The sequence below is a fragment of the Amycolatopsis sp. NPDC003676 genome, from assembly GCF_053587275.1.
On record NZ_JBSFNS010000128.1, the window covers coordinates 1 to 20,081 of the forward strand.

The window sequence follows — 20,081 nt, forward strand, 5'->3', positions numbered from 1 at the left end:
TTTCCCGCCTTGACAAGCACCCCCAGACCGTCAGCACACTCACGCTTCGGGGTGCCCCACGCAACCACCAAGCGATGTCGCCGCCAGGCGACGAGAAGTCACCCCACATGCACCAACGGCCTCCGATGAGGATCCGGCTCCGCCCTCCGCAACACCTCCCGAGTAACCGGCGGCACATCCCCATCCCCAAAAAACAAATACCGCCCCAAAAACTTAAACGGATTCCCCTCCGTCCAAGCAAAGTAAATATGCGGCTGCATCCCAGTCTCATCCCGCAACTGCAACAAAACCGCAGCAATAGCATTAGCAATAGACGGACTCTTCATCCGCAAAATCCGATACCCGGCCCGCTTCTCCCCATGCACCCGCAACGTAGTCTCAAAATCCGAAGCATCCGAAATAGTAACCTCAAGAAAGAACAACGCGCTATCCCGGGGAATATGATTGTCCCCCCGAGCCTCCAACTCCTTCTCCCGGTACTCAGCCTCATCCCGAGCATCCGGCTCGTTGGCAATAATCCGAACCGCCCCAGACCGAACCGCTTTGTCCACAATCCGCCGCGCAGCCGCATCGAACTCAACCTTCTCGACCCGCAACTCCAACGACCGAGTAGCCCGCGAGATCAACGAGGTCAAGACAATCGCCCCAATAAAGAACCCAGCGATCTTGACCCCTTCAGGACGCTCCACAATATTGGCAACCGTCGTGTACAAAAACACCACAGTAATAACCAGATAACCCCAAAACGCCCGCTGCTTAAGCCGCCGAGCAGACAACGTAACCGCCACCGAAGCGGAGGAAATCAACACCAGCACCCCGGTCGCATACGCCCCGCCCTGAGCCTCGACATCGGCATCGAAGATCAACGTAATAACAAACGCGATAACCGAAACCACAATCACCAACGGCCGAGTAGCCCGAGCCCAATCCGGAGCCATCCCATACCGCGGCAGATACCGAGGCACAATATTCAACAACCCAGCCATCGCCGAAGCCCCAGCAAACCAAAGGATCGCAATGGTACTGACATCATAAACAGTACCAAACCCATCCCCAAGATAACTGTGCGCAAGATAAGCCAACGCCCGCCCGTTGGCCTTCCCGCCAGCCTGAAACTCCCGCTGCGGAATCAACACCGCAGTAGCGAAACTGGACGTAATCAAGAACGCGCTCATAATCAGCGCAGCAGTAACCAGCAACCGCCGAGTATTCCGAATCCGCCCAACCGGCTCCGCTTCAGTGTCCCCAGCAGCCCCTCGGACCAGCGGCATCACCGAAACCCCAGTCTCAAACCCAGACAACCCCAGCGCCAGCTTGGGAAACACCACCAGAGCAACCCCGACCATCATCCAAGGATTGGGATGCTCACTGACCAACAAGTTCTGCCAGTCAACAACAAGCTGCGGCGCCCCGAACACATGCGCCAACGCAACAGCCACCACGACAACGTTCAACGCGAGATAGACCCCCACGAGAACGACCGCAACCCCGATAGCCTCAGCAAACCCCTTGAGAAACACCGCCCCGAGCAAGGCAATGAGCACCAACGTGATCCAAACCTGCCCGCCATGCAGCGCGGTAGGAACAAACGGATTCTCAATAACGTGCGCAGTAGCGTCAGCCGCGGACAACGTCACCGTGATCACGAAGTCAGTAGCCGCAAATCCAAGCAGCGCAAGCACTAACAGCTTGCCGCCCCACCGAGACAGCAGCTTCTCCAGCATCGCGATCGACCCCTGGCCGTGCGGACTCTCCCGCGCCACCCGCCGATAGATCGGCAGCGCCCCGGCAAGCGTGAGCACCACCAGCACCACAGTGGCCAACGGCGACAACACCCCGGCGGCGAGCGCGGCGATCCCCGGCTGATATCCGAGCGTGGAGAAGTAGTCGACGCCGGTGAGGCACATGACCTTCCACCACGGCTGTTCGGCCTTTTTGGTCTCCCGCTTGCCACCGGTCATCTGCTGGGCGCGCTTGTGCTCGCCCTCGAGGAGCCAGGCACGCAGCTTTGTATTCGGCACGCGGCCGATCATGCCGGTTTCCGCCCCGCCGCGCGGATCGCGCTCAGCGGACGCTCAGGGTTTCACCGGACAAATAGGTCAGAGACAAATAATGTTCAGAACGCACGGCGGCTCATGGCTGCTCGGCGAAGGCGGCTGGCTCGAACTCGACGGTCCCGATGGGCTCAACGACGGCTGAGACGGCGCGGTCGGACCGGTGGTCTCCGGCCGTTCGCTCGACGCCGGGTGAGACGGAACAGAATCAGCCGGATGAGCAGGCGTGCTGTGCTCGCCGAGCGGGTTGACGTTCACCTTGCTCGAAGGAGCATCCCCGACGCCGACCGTGCCCCCTTCGGTCTCCTCGCCGGTGGGCGTCGGCGGGTTGGTCTCGTCGACGCCGCCGGCGCCGCCCGTGCGGTCCGGCATCTCGATCACGCGCATCTCGGTGATCCGGGAGGCACCGTCGCTCGCCGTGGTCCCGTATGAGACGAGCATGGCCGCCGCCCCGCAGCCGACGATCACCGCGAGCATCACCGAAACCATGCGCCACCTGGACCGGGACGGCGGTGGGATCCGTCGTTCGTGTCCTTCGCGCACCAACAGCTCGGCGACCGAAACCTCGTCGTTCACCAGCGTGACCTTTCACCAGGAGTGGCCTATTCCTACCGGATGAGTCCACTGAACGGGTGACAACGGGCGAAACCTTCTACCCAGGGTGCTCACTCTAGCGGGTGTGAATCACAGCGCATTCACAGCTGCTCTTGGCCAAAATCCCAGCATGCCCAGCCACTCTGGACGCATGTCGCTGCGCGAGCCGGACCCGGCACCCCGCCCGGCGCGCAGTGCTGCCACCACGGGAACTCCCCGGAAGTGGCGGTCCTTGACGTGGCTGCGCGGGCAGGCTCCGGGCGTCGTCCCGCCCGCCGGGACCACCGACGTCCTCGAACCGGCCGGGACCACAGCCGGGACCACGGCCACGACCCCGGCAGGCGGAACCCATTTGGCCGACCTCATCGGATCCCCGCAGCCGACGGCGACGGCCGTGCTGCCGGACATCGATCCGCTCGACCTCGTCCAGCCCGCCCCCAGGCTTCCCTTCCTGGCCATCCCCGCGACCTGGCGGCCGAAACGAGCCTGGCTCAGCCTTGTCCCCAGCCCGCGGTCCACGCCGTTCACCTTCGGCTACCTCGTCCTCCTCCTCGGCACCTCGCTGCTCATCCGGTTCGCCAGCCCGAAGCTCACCGACAAGCTCCTCGCCGTCTCCAGCACCGACGCGCACAACATGGCGCGCCACCCCCTCACCGCTCTCCTGACCAGCGCCTTCTGGATCGCCGACGGTGGCTGGCTGCCGTACGCGGTGATCTTCGCGATCGCGGTCGCCCCGTTCGAGCGGCGGTTCGGCGGGCTCCGGACGGCTCTCGTCTTCTTCAGCGGGCACGTGCTCGCCACGATCGCCACCGAACTGCCGGTGATGGCCTTGATCCACACCGACGTCCTGCCGCACTCCGCAGGCCGCTGGCTCGACATCGGGGTCAGCTACGGCTTCCTCACCACCGCCGGCGTGCTCGTCGCGCTGCTGCGCGGCAGGGCCAAAATCGTCGGGATCGCGGCCCTTGAGCTATTCGTTATCAGCGTCTATGTGACCGACGATCCGGCCAGTCTCGCGTCCGTCGTGACCGTCCTCGGACATACCTGTGCGGCCCACTTCGGCCTGCTCGTGTGGGGTCCGCGACTGCGCAGCGTGCCCCGCGTCGCCCGATAGCACCCGTCGTCGGCGTCCAGACGAGTGATGCAAGCGGCTCCCCGTGCGGATATACACAGGCTTCACTCGGTGGTGTAATCGACGGGCCATACGCCGACAAGGGGGATCGGAAGCACCATGGAGGCTGACGCCCTGGCCGGTGAACCGGGTGGAATCACCCGGCGCGCCCAGCTCGCGGGCCTGCGGCCGGACGCCGGCGCGGGGGTCCTGTTCTCCCTGCACGCCTCCGAACCGGCGACCCTCACCTGGCTGCCCGGCCTCGACGCCGTCCTCGGCCTCCCCGGCGCGACCGGCAAGGAGCTGTGCGACCGGCTCACCGAGCTGCTGCGCCCGCTCACCGCGAACCTCCGCCGCACCCCGCCCGGCCGCGATTTCGAACTCGAACAGCCACAGGACGGCGCCGACGGGACCCCTCGCCGCATCCGGCTGCGCGCCAGGACCGTCGGCGAACGGGACCACACGACCGGCCTGCTCGGCGTCGCGTCCGCGGTCGCGGAAACTGAGCCGGAGAAGTCCGACCTCGCGGAGCTGTCCGACCGCTACCAGCTGCTGATGGAACAGAGCCCGGACGCGATCTGCGTGCATTCGGGCGGCGTCGTCACCTACGCCAACCAGGCCGCGCTCGACCTGTTCGCGGCACGGGCGGCGCACGAGGTCGTCAGCCGGGAGTTCGCGGATTTTGTGGCCGCCGAATCCGCGCAGCTGCTTGAGGATCCCAGTGCGGAACCGCGGGAAGCGGTGCTGAAACGGTTGGACGGGAGCAAATTCGTGGCGGAAACCGTGTCGGTACGCACCAGCGACTCGAATCCGCCGTCGTTCCAAGTGGTGATCCGCGACAGCACCGTCAAGCACGCCGCCGCGGCCGCCGTTCGCGCGCAAGAAGCGCTGGTCACGCACGTCAGTGACGCCATCGTCACGATCACCGCCGAGGGCATCGTCACCGGCTGGAACCCGGCCGCGGAGACCGTCTACGGCTGGCCCGCCCCGGAAGCGCTCGGCAGACGGGTGCACGAGGTGCTCGGCATCGACCCCAACCCGGCCGCGATCCGCGACGGCGTCGCCGCGCAGACCCACCGCGGCCGGGACGGCTCGCCGCGGCAGGTCCGGGTGTCCGCGACCGAGACCGTCGACGGCTTCCTCCTGGTCTGTACCGACGAAACCGCACGTCGGCGCGTCGAGCAGCACTATGCGACGGTCGTCGCCGCGCTCGACGAGGGCGTGCTGGTGATCGGCCCGACCGGGCTGATCCAGTCGGCGAACCCGTCCGCCTGCCGCATCCTCGGCGTCCCGGAGACGCAGCTGCTCGGCGTGCCGTGCACGACCCTCGTGCTGTTCGACGAGGACGGCAACCGGATCCCGGACGACGACCTGCCGTCCATGCACACGCGCCGCACCGGGAGCACGCACAACGGCCTGGTCGTGCGCCTGCGCCGGCCCGACGGCCGCGACGTGTGGGTGTCACTGACCTCGCGGTTGCTCGACTCGGACGACCCGAACGGCGTCTCGGTGGTCACGTCCTTCACCGACATCACCGAACGGCGCGCGATCAGCGCCCGGCTGGCCCACGAAGCGACCCACGACCCGCTGACCCGGCTCGCCAACCGCACCCTGGTGCTGGACCGGCTCGACCGCCGCGACGGCACCGAGGCGGCCGCGGTGCTGTTCCTCGACCTGGACAAGTTCAAGCTGATCAACGATTCCCTCGGCCACCCGGTCGGCGACCAGGTCCTGCGCATCGCCGGCGAACGCCTGCGCCGGGCCACCGGCCCCGACGACGTCGTCGGCAGGCTGGGCGGCGACGAGTTCGTGGTCGTCACGTCCGCGACGACCGGCCAGGCGCAGGTCGGCGTGTTCGCCGCGCACCTGCGTTCCGTGCTGGCGGAGCCGGTTTCGGTGCACGGCAGGCAACTGCACCTCGACGCGAGCATGGGCATCGTCCTCGTCGAACCGGGCGACCGCCGCAGCGCGGAGGATTTGCTGCGCGACGCGGATGTCGCGATGTACCAAGCGAAATCCCGCGGCCGCGGCCGGTTCGAATTCTTCGACGTCGCACTGCGGGAACGCATGCAACGCCGACTGCGGATGGAACAGGACCTTCGCGACGCTGTCCACAGTGGACAGCTGTGGCCGGCCTACCAGCCGGTGGTCGACCTGCGCACCGGTGAAATGGTTGGCGTCGAAGCGTTGCTGCGCTGGACCCACCCGAAACACGGCGCGATCTCGCCCGCGGAATTCATCCCGCTGGCCGAGGAAAGCGAACTGATCAACGTGCTGGGCAAGTACGTCCTGCGCGATACCACGCGCGAACTGGCCGCCCTGCGCACCGGCCGGGGGCTCGACCTCAGCCTGAAAGTGAACCTCTCCGTCCGGCAACTGGACGACCCGCATCTGGTCCCGGCGGTCCGCGACGCACTCGCCACCACCGGCCTGCCGCCCGGCTCGTTGACGTTGGAAGTCACCGAAAGCGCCCTCATGCGCGATACGTCGGCGGCGGCGGAAGTGCTGTCCGCCTTGCGTTCTCTCGGGGTTTTGCTGGCTATCGACGACTTCGGCACTGGTTATTCTTCGCTGGCCCAGCTGCGCCGGCTGACGCTGGACACCCTCAAGATCGACCGCTCGTTCATCACCGGCATCGCCGACTCCCGCGACGCGGCCGCGATCGTCACGAGCATCATCGCGATGGCGCACGCGGTCGACCTGACCGTGGTCGCGGAAGGCGTCGAGACCGCGGAAGAGCTGGCACTGCTGCGAGAACTCGGCTGCGACCAGGCCCAGGGCTACCACCTCGGCCGGCCGCTCGCCGCCGCGGAGCTGTTTCAGTAAGTCTCGAGCAGCGCCGCCAGCTCGTCCTCGGTGAGGAAGACGTCCAGGTCCTCCAACGTCTTGCCGAGATCAATCGGTTCGATCGTGCGCGTTTCGACCGTGCCGTCCGGATGGCTCTCCTGGTATTCGCGGCCGAGCAGCCGGCGGAATCGGCCGGGTTCAAGCCGCATCACCACGATGCGCCCGGTGAACGGCGACTTCGGATGCGTGGACGTGTAGTGGTGGAACACCTGGTAGTCGATCGGGCGGCTGTTCACCAGCGGGAGCACCTCGTGCAGGTCTTCCCAGCCGTCGCCGTCCTGCTTCTGCAGCACCCACCAGCCGTCGCGCAGCGTCATCCGGTGCGTCCATCCGGCCTGGTCCACTTCGGCCCCGTCGATCAGCGGCATCGGCAGCAGAATCCCCGCGCCGAACCCGACGTCCACCAGAAACTGTTGCCCCTCAACGGTAATCACCAGTGTCATGTGCGTGTACGGCCCGCTCTTGCGCGGCTGCACCCGCGCGACCGTGCGCTGCACCTCGTACCCGAGCTGCTCGGCGACGGCCGCGAACAACCCGGCCTGCTCGTAGCAATACCCGCCCCGGCGGCGTCCGACGAGCTTCTCGCTGACGACATCCAGCTCGATCCCGCGGTGCCGGCCAATCACCACGTCGATGTTCTCGAACGGGATCGCCCGGACGTGCGCCTGCGCCAGCCGCGCCAGCGCCGCTACAGACGGCTTCTCCCGCCGCTGCCCCACGCGCGCGAGGTAGGCGTCGACGTCCGCTGCTTCGATGTTCCATTCCCCAGTCATAAGGCCAGTCTGCAACCTCTAGCTAGCTCTAGGTCAACAGTCACCCAGGGTCACGACGGTTGTGACTGGCACCACTCTCTGGTGTGATGTACCCCGCGATGCCTACCAGTCAGTAGCACACGTCCGAGTGAGTGCTGGCCTTCTCGAAGGGAGCCCGATGAAGACCCCTCGACCACTGGCCCGGGCCAGTGCGGTGACGGCCCTGGCGACCGCCGCCGCGATGCTGCCCGCGACCGCGTGGGCAACGACCCCGACCTGGGCGCCGGCGGACACCGCCGCCGTGCACCCCGGGGTGCAGACGCACACCAACGGGGCGCAATGCACCTCGAACTTCGTGTACAGCAACGGAACGGACGTGTTCCTCGGACAAGCCGCGCACTGCTCCGGCACCGGCGGCTCGACCGAAACGAACGGCTGCTCGGCTGGTTCGCTCCCGCTCGGCACCCCCGTCTCGATCACCGGCGCGAGCAAGCCGGGAACGCTCGTCTACAACTCGTGGCTGACCATGCAGTCCCGCCACGAAGCGGACGCGAACACCTGCCAGTACAACGATCTCGCACTGGTGAAGATCGACCCGGCGGACGTGTCGAAGGTGAACCCCAGCCTCCCGTTCTGGGGCGGCCCGACCGGCGTGAACACCACCGGCACGAAGCAACTAGGCACAGTGCTGAGCTACGGCAACTCCGAACTCCGCGGCGGAATCACCCAACTGTCCCCCAAACAAGGCACCAGTCTGGGTGACACCGGCGGCGGCTGGAGCCACACCGTACTGACGGTGACGCCCGGCATCCCCGGCGATTCCGGCAGCGGCTTCCTCGACCGGGACGGGAACGCGCTCGGGGTGCTGAGCACGCTGAACCTGGCACCCCAGCCCGGGACGAACGGAGTCGGCGATATTTCCCGCGAGCTGGCGTACGCGAGTGCTCATGGCGGGCTTGGGACTGTGGAACTGGTGCCGGGGACGGCTAAGTTCCGTGGGCCATTGATCTAGCGTTCGCACTAGCTTCTGGCTGATGCACCTGGCGTGCCCGGCACGATTCAGATCGTGCCGGGCACGGCCATGCTTCAAGCCTCGTTGATCCAGCGATTCACGGGATGCTCAGCACTAGGCAGCCCCACGCGGACCTGACTAGGTTTCGCAACCCGCCGAACCAGCCTCGCTCCAGCACCGAGCGCCCACGGCGACCTCCGACGCTGTGCGACCGTTGCCGGGCACGGCCGAGTTCCGTCGCCATTGCCAGGGCGCGTCCACTCCACAGCGGGCTCGACGCATCGCAGCCCGGCTCGGCACCACCAAGGTCCGCGACGCACTTCGCCCGAGTACGACCATGTTCCGCGATACACCTCGCTCGGGTACAACCACGCTCCGCGACACACCACGCCCGGGGCACGACCACGCTCCGCGGCGCACCACGCCCAGGGCACAACCACACTCCGCAACGCACCACGCCCAGATACGACCACGCTCCGCGGCGCACCGAACCAGGCGTCCGCGAGGGAATCCTGCGGAACCGCCCGCGAGCATCTCTTCATCGGCCTCGCCAGAGCAGACGTCCCTTCACCGTCCTCGCCAGAGCAGACGTCCACCCCGCACCGCCACCGGAATCTGCCGATCGCCCAACGCCTCGGGACCCCACCTCAGTCCCCCACCGCGACCGCGTACAAGTACCAAGTCGAGTGCGGCAGCCACTGTTCATCCCACCGCCAGTCGTCGTCCTTTCCGGTGACCACGTAACCGCGGTCCCACGCTATTCCGCTGCCGTCCTCGTTCAAGCCGGTGATGCCGTTGACAATCCCGCCCGCCGTCGGCAGGAACTGCCACGACCCGAGCCAGCTGTACTGCGGGTTGCCGCGGCCGCTGCCGTCGAGCATGCACACGCCGTACGGGTTGCTGCCGCAGATCCAGTTCAGCTGGTCCGCCGCGTACGACCGCAGCCGACCCGCGAACTCGCCCGAAAACCGTTGCGCGGCAAGCCGAGCGGCGGTCGCGAGCGAAGCGATCCGCGCGTTCTCGCCCTGCCACCACTGGTCTTTCACTCGCGGCGTGACGTTGTGCGGGAAGAAAAATGAGCTGTACCTCTTACCCTCTCCATCTTGCACAAGATTCCGCGCATACCCAAACGGGTTAGGCACCTCGGAAGTCACCGTGAGTTCGAACTCCAGCGACCGCCGTACCACCTTCAGCACCTCGGAAACCGTTGGCGCATCGGCGATCTCGGCGTAGGCGAGCAGACTGATCACCGGCAACCCCGCATCAGAGGGATGGAAGTACGGCCGGTCGCCGTCGTCCGCGCGCCAGTAGTCGCGGTAGGACTTCCAGGAAACCAAGCGCTGCAACAGATTATGCGCCCGAAGGGCCGCCGCCTCGCGGTATACTGGCTTCTTGGTCACCTGATACAACTCGACCGCCGCCAGCAACGCGCCGTAGTCGTCCTGGATGTTTTCCTTGCCGTCATTGGTCATTTCGACGTTGTGGTGCTCCAAGAAGTCGAACGCCGCCTCCGCCGTCGCCAGATACTCCTCGTGGGAGTAATCGCCCGACGCGTCCAGCGTGGTCGCCGCCGCCAGCGCCGCGATCGCGACCCCGCCGCCTTCGCGGTAGTTCACCTGAACGGGCTCGCCGTCGTCGTTCGCCAGGACGAACCGCAGCTTCGGATCCTTCGGCGGCCCAGGCTGGATGACCGAGGTGACGAACGTGCCGTCCGCGATTTTCACCCGGCGCAGGTAGTCGGCGCCGAACAGCGCTTCGTCGGCGAGCCAGGTTCGCAATTGGGTGAAGTTGGTGTCGCCGCGCGCGGTGAGCCGCTGGTACGCCTTGGCCAGCACCCAGGCGGTGAGCGGGATCTGGAGAGTGTTGAAGTAGCTGCGGTCCGACAGTTGCGTGAAGTGCTTGCCGAAGTCGCCGGTCGCGTCGTACCAGCCGCCGTGCGCGTCCATGACCTGCGTGCCCTTGGGGCCGATCGGCGCTTCGCGGTCCTGGCGATCGAACCGGTCCGAGCTGCGGGTGCCCTTGAAGTAGTGCACGACGTGGGAAAGCGTGTAACGCTCAAGCACCAGCTGATCGATGCGGAACGGCTGCGACCGCCCGTCCGCGGCGAGCAGGACGTACTCGCCTTCGGTCTTCAGCCCGGAGAAGTCCGCGGTCCAGTAATGCCGGTCGTCCCACCCCGGAACCTGAGCCGCCGGCCGCGGATTCCCGGTGAAGACGACCTTCCCGGTGGCGACGTCGACGACGGTAAACCTCGGAATCGCCCGCGGCGACCCGGCCGCGAGCACCGCTCGCTTGGGCGCACCGGGCGCGTAGCCGACGTTGTTCGCGTAAACCGCCACCCCGGCCTGCGCCTCGACGGCCACCGCCTCAGCTCCCAACGGAGTCATCGCCCCCACTGCCCCGACCCCCACCGCCGCCGACCCGGCAAGAAAACTGCGCCGCCCCACATCTCCCGGCATTCTCGACCTCCAATTGGTCCAGACCTCTGAGATGTTATTGAGGCTAGGGAGCGGTTCGGAGGTTTGGCAAGACTGCTTCCGAATGGCAGATTCGGGCAAAGTCAGCGGCAGCGGAACCATGGTCGGCATGGCAGTCACTCAGTGAAAGCCGCGATCTACCCGCCCCAATCACGGCACCGACGGCAAGCTGAGCCCGCACTGCGGTGGTCCGGACTCCCGACGGCAGCGAGGGAACGCCGCGCGGCGACTCGACGGCCCCGCGGAGCCGCAGCCAAGACGGGCCGAAAAACGAAACAGCCCCCATCCGTCTGGATGAGGGCTCTTTTCGCAGGTAACGGTGTGGCCAGGGCCGGGGTCGAACCGGCGACCTTCCGCTTTTCAGGCGGACGCTCGTACCAACTGAGCTACCTGGCCGGGAACGCCGGCTAGGAGCCGAACGATCTTGCGACCCTGACGGGACTCGAACCCGCGACCTTCGCCGTGACAGGGCGACGCGCTAACCAACTGCGCCACAGGGCCTTACTGGTACTGCGTACTCCCAACGGGATTCGAACCCGCGTTGCCGCCTTGAAAGGGCGGAGTCCTAGGCCACTGAACGATGGGAGCCCGGTCGGTTTCGGTGGACCGACCGACCGCGCTCTCAGGTGTTCCCCTGGGAGCGATTACAAGCATAGGGCACGTTCCAAGGGGTTTGCACCGGGGGTTCCTTAAGCGGTCAGCGAGCCTCCGACCTGCGACAACGTCCGCGCCGACGACCTGACCGCACCGTGCGACGCCGATCAGCCCGTCCGAAGCCGCTCCGGACGATCGGCGTGTGCCACGCCACTCTACGCCGGAGACAGACCTGCGCGCCGAGACCAAGCCGCGCCTACGAGCCCGCGCCAAGACCGGCGGACACGACAGCACGTACCGACGATGGGGTCAGCGCTGCACGGGCGCCTGACCGTCGTCGCCCGGACTCAGCCCGAGCATCTCCAGCAATTGCACGCAGTCCTCCACGTCCAGCGCACCGGCCGCGACAGCGAGCCGGGCTCGGCGGACCTGGTCGTCGGAGACCCGTTGCCCTTCCGATGGCCCGCGCTGTGCCGGCACGCCGCCGGACAGTGACGTGCTTCCCCCGTCGGCACCTTCGTACCGAAGGAGGAACTGACGAACTTCGACCGATCCGCTCATGGCCCCTCCATGCGGTTCGCAACAACTGGCCGCGAGGCTAACCAGCGGCGAGCAGCACCGGCAGCCCCCCGGAGAGTGAACCTGCGAACACTCTCCGAAGCTTCCCTGGTAAAGCATTCCAAGATCGCGCAGAACGATTTCTCCCGGCTTCCCCTCGCCGATCCCCGGAACTCGTGCAACAATCGGTGTTGCTGACACACCCCCGGTCAGCGCCTGTGGAGATCCCCTCCGACCCCCGCGTTCCTCCCCCTGGCGCGGGGGTCTCTCCATTTCCGCACACCGGCACTGACCTGCGGATCTACTCTCCGTACTCCTGATCAACAGACAGTCGCGAAATGCGTTTACCGACTGGGCTGAACAGGTGATCAAATTGGGCTGGCCGAGCACGGAAATGCGTGTGTCGTGGCTCACAGTGGTTTCTTTGCCGAGACCCAACCGTTATCGTGACCGCGTGCCTCTTCCCTCCCTCGGCCGCCTCAGCAGCCGCACGAATCTCAAAGCCGTCTCGAGCGGGCGGCATCGCAATGCCGCCAAGGTCGCCGGCGACGAAGTCGTCGAGGACAAGGAGCTCACCAGCTACCTCGCCGCGCTCGCCCCGGACTCCGACCCGGAGAGCACCGGAACCGGCAGCCGCTTCGGCGACGCGCAGGTCTACCAGCTGCGCATGAACCTCATCGCCAGCCAGCAGCTCAAGGACATCGCCGTCGCCAGGAACCTGACCCCGCAGGCCCTGGCGCAGGAATGGATCCTGGAGCGCCTCTCGTGGGAGGGCCAGGCCGCCTCCGCCCAGGAGCGCCGCCACTCCGACGCCATGACCGACGAGTTCCACTTCCCGGCGGAGACCTTCGAACAGCCCCTCGTCGGACGCTGATCCCCGCCCCCTGAACGAAAACCCCCGGCTTCCCCCGACGGCCGGGGGTTTTCCCTTTTCCGGGGTCACCGGGCGACTGGGGTCCCGGTGGGTGGGACGCCTCCCGGATTCGCCTGCGGATGTCTTGGCTGTGGCGCGGACGGCCTGGCTGATAGTTCGCCGCGGACGGGCACGGCTCGCGAGGAGGGGCGGGAGCCGCAGCGAGGGGACGCAGGGAAGCGACGGGAGACTCGGCGAAGGGACGCAGGGAAGCGGCGGAAGCCGACAGCGTGGTGCAACCGCAGTCCGGCAGCGCGACGCGATGGAGGCGCTGGGCGGGGCGCTGAGGGAGGTGCCCGCCGCGGCGTGGCAAGGCATCGCTCCGGTGCGGCGGTGCTGCAGGGCATCGCGGCGGTGCGGCGTGACGGGGCATCGCGGCGGCGCGCTGGACAAGGCGCACATCAGATCGCTCCATGGCGAGACCCGCGATCACCGCCAACGGCGGGGCCCGCCAGCCAACTCCGGACTCCAGCTCGGGCAGCCGGATCCCGACCGCCGACTCCGGCGAGGGCGACCGGCCCAGGCCCTCAACCAAGCCGCGAAACCCGGCAACCAGCCCAAGCCGCCCGGTCATCAACGCCCCACGGCCACCCGATCGAGTCAACTCGGCGGCACCCACTCACAGTCGAAGCAACCAACCGATCCGGCGTCGCCCATCCGTGCCCAACCCGGCCGAGATCCGCCCGCATCGAACCCGCCGAACCAGACCGCAGCCGCGTTCCCCGACCCCAGCCGAACCAGACCGCAGCGCGTTCCCCGGCCTCAGCCGAACCAGACCGCAGCGCGTTCCCCGGCCTCAGCCGAACCAGACCGCAGCCGCACTCCACGAACCCCAGCCGAACCGGGCCGCGGTCGAGCTCTCCAAACCCCAGCCGAACCAGGCCCCGGCCGCATTCCCCTGGCCCGGGCAGCCCGCCAACCGCCCGAACCTGATCAAGCCGTGGCGCACCCGACCAGCCAACCCGACCGGCACTCAGCCAGCGGACCCCAACCCGCGACCACCGAACCGCCGCCCCACCACCACCCCAGGGTCAACCGCGATAACCGTCGCTCCAAACATTCCCCACAACGGAACCCGCAATGAAAAAAGGCCCCGACGGGAAATCCCGTCGGGGCCCTTCTTTCAGGCCTGAGAAAACGCGCGGGCCTGACTCAGATCGCGCGGACCTTCTGGGCCTGCGGGCCCTTCTGCCCCTGGCCGACCTCGAACTCCACTCGCTGGTTCTCCTCGAGGGTGCGGAAGCCGCGTCCCTCGATCTCCGAGTAGTGCACGAAAACGTCGCCTTCGCCGCCGTCCTGCGCGATGAAGCCGAAGCCCTTCTCCGCGTTGAACCACTTCACAGTGCCTTGCGCCACCGCTGTACTCCTCGTAACAGATCCGCTTCGAATGCCACCGAAGCGGCACCCAGGCCGTCCCGGGCGGTTCCAACGAGACGAGCGAAGAGCTTTTCGGCCCCACGGCTCGCGTCAGAAGTTCCGCGAGTGTGAAGCCACGAACACGCAAAACGACGGCCTGGTCAGCAGCCTACCGGGATCTCACCAAATCTGAACCCCGTTGATCGCAAGGATCGGTTCCATCGTGCGCGCATCACCGGAACGTCGTATCGCCGCCTACGCAGCGCTGTCGGACCCCGCGGCTACTCTGATCCAGTACACCCAGCGCAGTTCGGTGATGCACAGTGCGCGGTCGGTCGAGCCGCCTCCGTAATGGTCACTCGGTGCAGTGTGATGCTGGTCACCCCTTTTCCGGTGAACGTGAAGGCATCTCGGGACGTCTGGGTGTTCGGGGTACTAAGGGGAGATTGGGGATCGGTGTGACTATCCGACACTTCGCACGCCGCCGGGCCGGCGTCGCGGTGCTGGGCTTGGTCGCCGCGCTCACGCTCGGGGCGTGCAGCGGCGGCGGGTCGAGCGTGAACGCGGGCGGGACCGCGGGCGGCGGGCCTACCGAGGCACCGGCCACGCCCGCGAAAGCGGCGGCCGTGGCGATCACGCCGGCATCCGGAGCGGGCGACGTGGCTCCGGGCCAACCGGCGAAGGTGACCGTCGCCAACGGCACCATCGGAGCGGTCGCGCTCACCAACGCCGACGGCAAACAGGTGCAGGGGCAACCCTCTCCGGACAAGAAGAGCTGGAGCAGCACCGAAGACCTCGGCTACGGCAAGACCTACACCTGGTCCGGCCAGGCCACCGGCGAGGACGGCAAGCAGGTCCAGATCAACGGCTCGTTCACCACGGTCAAGCCGCGCCGCCAGATGCAGGGCAGCCTGAACGTCGGCGACGGGCAGACCTACGGCATCGCGATGCCGATCGCGCTCACGTTCCCGAGCGCGGTCAAGGACAAGGCGTCCGTCGAGCGCGCGCTGTCGGTGGAAACCACGCCGAAGACCGAGGGCGCCTGGGCGTGGCTCAACGGCGACACTTCAGTGCACTGGCGGCCGAAGGAGTACTTCAAGCCGAACACGAAGGTCGTCGTCTCGGCCAACATCTACGGCGTTTCGATGGGCGACGGCGTCTACGGCAAGCAGGACGTCTCCGCGAGCTTCACCATCGGCCGCTCGCAGATCGTCAAGGGCAACACCCAGGAACACACCATGCAGGTCATCCGCGACGGCCAGCAGGTCATGGACTTCCCGGTGAGCTACGGCCTCGACTCCGACCCGGGCCGCGTCACGCACAGCGGCACGCACGTGGTGATGTCGAGGCACGCGACGTACTCGATGAGCAACCCGCGCTACAACTACACCGACGTGAACGTGCCGTGGGCGGTCCGGATCTCCAACAACGGCGAGTTCATCCACGGTCTCGCGGGATCGATCTGGGCGCAGGGCAAGAAGAACATCTCGCACGGCTGCCTCAATCTGTCGCCGGCGAACGCGAAGATCTACTACGACAGCGTCCTTCCCGGCGATCCGGTGGAGATCTCCGGCAGCACTCAGCAGCTGGGCGCGAAGGACGGCGACTACAGCGACTGGACCTACGACTGGGCGTCGTGGACCAAGCTGTCGGCGCTGTCCGCGTAACCGAGAACCGAACAAGCACCACCGGACGGCCGGGAGCTCTCGAACGCTCCCGGCCGTTCGCGTGTCCGGCGAGAAAAAGAAAAACCCGATGCAACCCCGGCGAGCGCCGGCCGCATGACTAGAGCAGACAAGCGCCACCCGGCGCTCGTGGAACCAGGAGGAAACTCGTGCGTGTTCGCTTCGCTCTCGCCATCGGTTCGCTGCTGCTCGCCGGAGGCGCGCTGACCGGCGGCGCGGTCGCCTTCGCCGCGGACGCCCCGCCGTCGGCGCAGCCGGCCCCGACGAAGACCGCCCCGGCCGAGCGGCCCACCGCCGCCCCGGCCCCGGCACCCACTGACCGGCAGACCACCGCCGCCCCGGCCGCGCCGAAGGTCGCCGCGCCGGGGCAGCCCGCGAAGTCCAAGCGCGTCCCGACCGCCGTGCCCGCGGGCCCGACCGGCGACCTGCACCTGCCCTCGGTCTGGGGCTGATCACCCGGTGCCCTCCCGCTCCAGTCCGGCGTCCGGGCCGAGCTCGCCGTGGGACGGCGAGTTCGCCCGGTACTTCGGCGAGCGCGCGCACAGCCTGCGGTCCACTGCCTACCTGCTTTGCGGGGACTGGCATCGGGCCGAAGATCTCGCACAGGCGGCGCTGCTCAAGCTGTACCTCGCCTGGCCTCGGCTGGCCCGGCACGACGCGCTCGACGCTTACGCGCGCAAAATCGTGCTGCGCACTTTCCTCGCGGAAAACCGCCGCAGCCGCTGGAAACGGGAGCGGCTCACCGACGCACCGCCCGACGTCCCGGCCCCTGCCGCCGAGACTGAGCACGACCAGCTGATCCAGCAGGCACTCGCCGCGTTGGCCCCGCGCCAGCGCGCGGTGCTGGTGCTGCGGTACTTCGAGGACCTGTCCGTCGAGGAGACCGCCGCGGCGCTCGGCTGCCGGACTGGCACTGTGAAAAGCCAGGCCGCGCGCGGTCTGGCCACTTTGCGGACCCGGCTGGGCCCGCATTTCGAGGCACTGCCTGTCCCGGGAAGGAGGTGAACGAGATGGATTCCGACGACACCGAAGCTGTACGCGCCTTGTTCGCGCAGGCGCCGGACGGCCCGCCGATGCAGGTCGACGCCGCCGACGTGATCGTGCGAGGTGCCGCTATCCGCCGGAAGCGCAAGCGCTGGGCGGTCGCGGGCAGTTCCGCCGCGACGGTCGCGGTGATCGTGGTGGCCGGTCTCGCGGTGGGCAGCCGCGGGACCGAGCAGCCGCCGGTGATGCCCGCCGGGCCGGGACTCGCCACCGTCTCGCCAGCGCCGTCCAGTCCGGCCGAGCCGATGAAGACCTCGACGGACCCGCTGCACGCGCCTGCGCCCGGTCCGGAGGTGAGCCCGGGCACTCCGGACAAGCAACCGCCGACGGAGCCCGGACAGCGGGCGGGAACGTCGCGGCCCGCGCAACCGCCGCGGGCGTATCCGACCACCAGTGACCGGGCTCCCGCATCCATGCGTTCACCTGCGGGAACCGCGTCGTTACCCAGCCCGACCTCCGGCTGAAACGCTTTCCTGGCAAGAGTGGCGGACGTCACCAGATCAAGTGGGTTTTCGACGAAATATCCCGGGCTTTCGGGGCGATGTTCTCAGTGGCGGCCGGAGCGGTCGTCGAACCAGTCGCTCAGCCGGCACACGATTGGCCGGCCCGAGAACCTGAGGAGGAAGCACCATGGTGCTCGTTGCACTGATGATCGAAACCGTTGTTGCCGTCGTGGTCGCCGGTGGCCTGGCAGCTTGGGCCCGCAAGCGCTTCGCTCCGCAGGCGGTCGAGGCGACGCAGAACAGCTGACTTCGCAAAGAAAACCGCCCTCTGTCCTCAATGGACGGAGGGCGGTTTTCTTGTGAGCTCAGACGCTCACTTGCTGGCGCCGGCGAGCTTGCCGCCGGTGTCCGCGGTGTCGATCTCCTCGATCGGCACCCGGGCCGTCTCCGGGATCTTGATGATCGGGACCAGCGCGATGAGGGCCGCGATGATCAAGTAGTACGCCGGCCAGTCCGCGTTGCCGGTGCTGCCGATCAACGCCGTGACGATCACGCCGCAGGTGCCGCCGAACAGCGACGTCGAGATGTTGTAGCCGATCGCGAACGAGCCGTACCGCACGCGCGTCGGGAACATCGCCGGGAACGTCGAGCCGATGACCGCCAGCATCAGCGCCAGCAGGATCGCCACGACCAGGAAGCCGACGATCAGCCACAGCAGGCTGCCGCTCTGCATCAGCTTGATGCTGGGCCAGCTCAGCACGATGAACCCGATGGCCGCGGTGAGCAGCAAGGGTTTCCGGCCGATCCGGTCGGACAGCGCACCGAGTGGAATCAGCAGCGCGAACTGCACGATTTCCACCCCGATGATGATCAGGCTGGACTCGGTGTCGCCGATGTGCAGAGTGTCGGTGAAATACGTCGGCATCGTCGTGAGCAGCATGTAGTCGGCGATGTTCAGCAGCAGCACGATCCCGATCAGGTTCAGGATCATCCGCCAGTTGCGCTGGATGGTCTCCTTGAGCGGAGCCTTCTCCGACTTCTCGCCCGCCGCCTCGAGCCTGCGGAACTCCGGCGTGTCCTCGAGCTTCGACCGCAGGTAGAGACCGATCGCACCGATCGGAAGCGCGATGAAGAACGGAATCCGCCAGCCCCACGAGTCGAACTGCTCGGTCGACAGCGACAGGTAAGTGATCAGCACGACCGAGTTGCCGAGCACGTAGCCGGCCAGGGTGCCCATCTCCAGGAAGGAACCGAAGAAACCGCGCCGTTTCGTCGGCGCGTATTCCGCGATGAACGTCGCCGCGCCGCCGTACTCGCCGCCGGTCGAGAAGCCCTGGATGAGCCGCAGCAACAAGATCGCGATCGGCGCCGCGATGCCCATGCTGTACCCGCCTGAATACGTCGGCAGCACGCCGACCAGGAAGGTGCAGCCGGACATCAGCAAAATGGTGAGGGCGAGAACCTTCTGCCTGCCGAGCTTGTCCCCCAACGGGCCGAAGAACGCTCCGCCGAACGGCCGTACGATGAAGCCGACGGCCAGCAGGGCAAGCGATTTCAGCACCGCGTTGCCCTCGCCGGGGAAGAACAGTGTTCCGATACTCGTCGCGATCGCGCCCGAGGTGAATACGCCGTAGTCGTACCACTCGGTCGCATTACCCATCGCGGACGCGATCACCGCGCGTTTGACTGTTCTCTGATCGACCTCGGGTTTCCCCGTCTTTGGCTCACTCATCCCGGCGGTGACCTCCTCCTGCACACGTCCCGGTCCATCCGTTGGAGCACATTTCCCCAGTCTTGACCCGTTGAACCAAGCTGGCAGGGTGAGTCGCGAAATTTCTACCGTGCGGAATTTTCCGACTACCCTGCGCTGAGGAAATGCGGCCGCGCCGGTCAGGGCGGGTGCCGACGGGTCCTTCCGCCGGGTTAACGTCGTCCCATGAGTCCTGTTTCCGGCCCGTGGCCGCCCGTGCCGGTGGAGCCGCCGGAGATCCACCCGAAAGCCCCCGTACCCGGCACTGAGCTAGGCGCCCACTTCGCCGAATGCTTCGGCTGCGGCGACGAGGTGGACGACGGCCTGCACCTGCGCTCAGCCATCGGCGAGGGTTACACGGTGCACTCGAAGTTCACCGTGACGTCCGCGCACCAGGGTGCGCCCGGGCTCGCACACGGCGGCTTGCTCGCGTGCGCGTTCGACGAGGCTCTCGGCTCGACGGTCGGGAACCTGCTGCACCGCCCCGCGGTGACGGGGAAGCTTGAGACGGACTTCCGCCGCCCAGTGCCGGTCGGATCCACGCTGTACATCGAGGCCCGGCTGGACGGGGTCGCCGGTCGGAAGATCTACGTGAGCGCGGACGGGCATCTGGACGCCGCCGACGGGCCGGTCGCGGTGAATGCGCGAGCGGTGTTCATCGCGGTGGGGTTCGAGCACTTCAGCACGCACGGCGACCCGCAGGCGCTGGAGAAGCTCGCCGAGCAACACCGCCGCAACAAGCGCGAGTGGGACATCAACCCCTGACCTGGTCGTGAGTGTTTATGCCGGTTAGAACCGGCATAAACACAAAACAGGGGCCGAGGGGAGGGGGGGGGGTCGGTGTGGGGTGGGGGGGTCGACCACAAAGGAAGAGCGGGGGGTGGGGGAAAA

16 protein-coding genes and 3 tRNA genes are annotated in these 20,081 nt (G+C 67.2%); 9 read left to right on the forward strand and 10 right to left on the reverse strand.

The window, feature by feature from the left end; all coding sequences use genetic code 11:
• Nucleotides 1–98: 98 nt before the first annotated feature.
• Nucleotides 99–2,033, reverse strand: a complete 1,935-nt coding sequence (locus tag ACWDNU_RS39460; RefSeq protein ID WP_449672606.1) for an amino acid transporter — start codon at nt 2,031–2,033, stop codon at nt 99–101.
• Nucleotides 2,034–2,099: 66 nt separating this feature from the next.
• Nucleotides 2,100–2,630: a hypothetical protein gene (locus ACWDNU_RS39465; protein ID WP_449672607.1), complete on the reverse strand. Its 531-nt coding sequence runs from the start codon at nt 2,628–2,630 to the stop codon at nt 2,100–2,102.
• 148 nt (nt 2,631–2,778) lie between these two features.
• Between ACWDNU_RS39465 and ACWDNU_RS39470 the strand changes: the two genes are divergently transcribed.
• Entirely contained in the window at nt 2,779–3,762 is a 984-nt protein-coding gene (locus ACWDNU_RS39470; protein WP_449672608.1) for a rhomboid-like protein, read from the forward strand.
• A 117-nt stretch (nt 3,763–3,879) separates the two neighbouring features.
• Nucleotides 3,880–6,585 (forward strand): sensor domain-containing protein, encoded by a 2,706-nt coding sequence (locus ACWDNU_RS39475; RefSeq protein ID WP_449672609.1) that lies wholly within the window; start codon nt 3,880–3,882, stop codon nt 6,583–6,585.
• Here ACWDNU_RS39475 and ACWDNU_RS39480 read toward each other — a convergent pair.
• A complete protein-coding gene (locus ACWDNU_RS39480) occupies nt 6,579–7,379 on the reverse strand; it encodes an arylamine N-acetyltransferase family protein (RefSeq protein ID WP_449672610.1) in 801 nt (266 codons plus the stop codon). The two genes, ACWDNU_RS39475 and ACWDNU_RS39480, sit on opposite strands and share 7 nt — an antisense overlap.
• A gap of 157 nt (nt 7,380–7,536) precedes the next feature.
• Between ACWDNU_RS39480 and ACWDNU_RS39485 the strand changes: the two genes are divergently transcribed.
• Entirely contained in the window at nt 7,537–8,370 is an 834-nt protein-coding gene (locus ACWDNU_RS39485; RefSeq protein WP_449672611.1) for a serine protease, read from the forward strand.
• A 647-nt stretch (nt 8,371–9,017) separates the two neighbouring features.
• On the opposite strand, the gene ACWDNU_RS39490 is transcribed toward ACWDNU_RS39485, so the two are convergent.
• The 5 genes from ACWDNU_RS39490 to ACWDNU_RS39510 form a co-directional block, all read right to left on the reverse strand.
• A complete protein-coding gene (locus ACWDNU_RS39490) occupies nt 9,018–10,757 on the reverse strand; it encodes a glycoside hydrolase family 9 protein (RefSeq protein ID WP_449672612.1) in 1,740 nt (579 codons plus the stop codon).
• 412 nt (nt 10,758–11,169) lie between these two features.
• A tRNA-Phe gene (locus ACWDNU_RS39495) sits at nt 11,170–11,243 on the reverse strand.
• Nucleotides 11,244–11,274: 31 nt separating this feature from the next.
• Nucleotides 11,275–11,348: transfer RNA gene (locus ACWDNU_RS39500), tRNA-Asp, on the reverse strand.
• A 14-nt stretch (nt 11,349–11,362) separates the two neighbouring features.
• Nucleotides 11,363–11,435 (reverse strand) — tRNA-Glu (locus ACWDNU_RS39505).
• A 315-nt stretch (nt 11,436–11,750) separates the two neighbouring features.
• Nucleotides 11,751–12,002: a hypothetical protein gene (locus tag ACWDNU_RS39510; protein WP_377874271.1), complete on the reverse strand. Its 252-nt coding sequence runs from the start codon at nt 12,000–12,002 to the stop codon at nt 11,751–11,753.
• A 451-nt stretch (nt 12,003–12,453) separates the two neighbouring features.
• Here ACWDNU_RS39510 and ACWDNU_RS39515 point away from each other — a divergent pair, with 451 nt between their 5' ends.
• On the forward strand, nt 12,454–12,873 hold the full coding sequence (locus ACWDNU_RS39515) for a hypothetical protein (protein WP_354738757.1): 420 nt from the start codon (nt 12,454–12,456) through the stop codon (nt 12,871–12,873).
• A 1,191-nt stretch (nt 12,874–14,064) separates the two neighbouring features.
• Here the strand turns inward: ACWDNU_RS39515 and ACWDNU_RS39520 are convergent.
• Nucleotides 14,065–14,268 (reverse strand): cold-shock protein, encoded by a 204-nt coding sequence (locus ACWDNU_RS39520; protein WP_003097368.1) that lies wholly within the window; start codon nt 14,266–14,268, stop codon nt 14,065–14,067.
• A 458-nt stretch (nt 14,269–14,726) separates the two neighbouring features.
• Between ACWDNU_RS39520 and ACWDNU_RS39525 the strand changes: the two genes are divergently transcribed.
• The 4 genes from ACWDNU_RS39525 (at nt 14,727) to ACWDNU_RS39540 (ending at nt 17,461) form a co-directional block, all read left to right on the forward strand.
• Nucleotides 14,727–15,935: a L,D-transpeptidase gene (locus ACWDNU_RS39525; protein WP_449672613.1), complete on the forward strand. Its 1,209-nt coding sequence runs from the start codon at nt 14,727–14,729 to the stop codon at nt 15,933–15,935.
• Between the two features lie 167 nt (nt 15,936–16,102).
• Nucleotides 16,103–16,405, forward strand: coding sequence for a hypothetical protein (locus ACWDNU_RS39530; protein ID WP_370932404.1), 303 nt, complete (start codon nt 16,103–16,105; stop codon nt 16,403–16,405).
• Between the two features lie 7 nt (nt 16,406–16,412).
• On the forward strand, nt 16,413–16,958 hold the full coding sequence (locus ACWDNU_RS39535) for a SigE family RNA polymerase sigma factor (RefSeq protein ID WP_344287969.1): 546 nt from the start codon (nt 16,413–16,415) through the stop codon (nt 16,956–16,958).
• A 5-nt stretch (nt 16,959–16,963) separates the two neighbouring features.
• Nucleotides 16,964–17,461 (forward strand): hypothetical protein, encoded by a 498-nt coding sequence (locus ACWDNU_RS39540; protein WP_449672614.1) that lies wholly within the window; start codon nt 16,964–16,966, stop codon nt 17,459–17,461.
• A 352-nt stretch (nt 17,462–17,813) separates the two neighbouring features.
• On the opposite strand, the gene ACWDNU_RS39545 is transcribed toward ACWDNU_RS39540, so the two are convergent.
• Nucleotides 17,814–19,172 (reverse strand): MFS transporter, encoded by a 1,359-nt coding sequence (locus ACWDNU_RS39545; protein ID WP_182893853.1) that lies wholly within the window; start codon nt 19,170–19,172, stop codon nt 17,814–17,816.
• A 204-nt stretch (nt 19,173–19,376) separates the two neighbouring features.
• On the opposite strand from ACWDNU_RS39545, the gene ACWDNU_RS39550 reads away from it, so the two are divergent.
• Complete coding sequence (locus ACWDNU_RS39550) at nt 19,377–19,955, forward strand: PaaI family thioesterase (RefSeq protein WP_370932408.1); 579 nt, start codon at nt 19,377–19,379, stop codon at nt 19,953–19,955.
• Nucleotides 19,956–20,081 lie beyond the last annotated feature (126 nt).

Coding starts and splice junctions, on each gene's coding strand:
- ACWDNU_RS39485 (WP_449672611.1), top strand. CDS start 7,537: ATGAAGACCCCTCGACCACTGGCCCGGGCCAGTGCGGTGACGGCCCTG.
- ACWDNU_RS39550 (WP_370932408.1), top strand. CDS start 19,377: ATGAGTCCTGTTTCCGGCCCGTGGCCGCCCGTGCCGGTGGAGCCGCCG.
- ACWDNU_RS39460 (WP_449672606.1), bottom strand. CDS start 2,033: ATGATCGGCCGCGTGCCGAATACAAAGCTGCGTGCCTGGCTCCTCGAG.
- ACWDNU_RS39510 (WP_377874271.1), bottom strand. CDS start 12,002: ATGAGCGGATCGGTCGAAGTTCGTCAGTTCCTCCTTCGGTACGAAGGT.
- ACWDNU_RS39540 (WP_449672614.1), top strand. CDS start 16,964: ATGGATTCCGACGACACCGAAGCTGTACGCGCCTTGTTCGCGCAGGCG.
- ACWDNU_RS39475 (WP_449672609.1), top strand. CDS start 3,880: ATGGAGGCTGACGCCCTGGCCGGTGAACCGGGTGGAATCACCCGGCGC.
- ACWDNU_RS39490 (WP_449672612.1), bottom strand. CDS start 10,757: ATGACTCCGTTGGGAGCTGAGGCGGTGGCCGTCGAGGCGCAGGCCGGG.
- ACWDNU_RS39480 (WP_449672610.1), bottom strand. CDS start 7,379: ATGACTGGGGAATGGAACATCGAAGCAGCGGACGTCGACGCCTACCTC.
- ACWDNU_RS39470 (WP_449672608.1), top strand. CDS start 2,779: ATGCCCAGCCACTCTGGACGCATGTCGCTGCGCGAGCCGGACCCGGCA.
- ACWDNU_RS39545 (WP_182893853.1), bottom strand. CDS start 19,172: ATGAGTGAGCCAAAGACGGGGAAACCCGAGGTCGATCAGAGAACAGTC.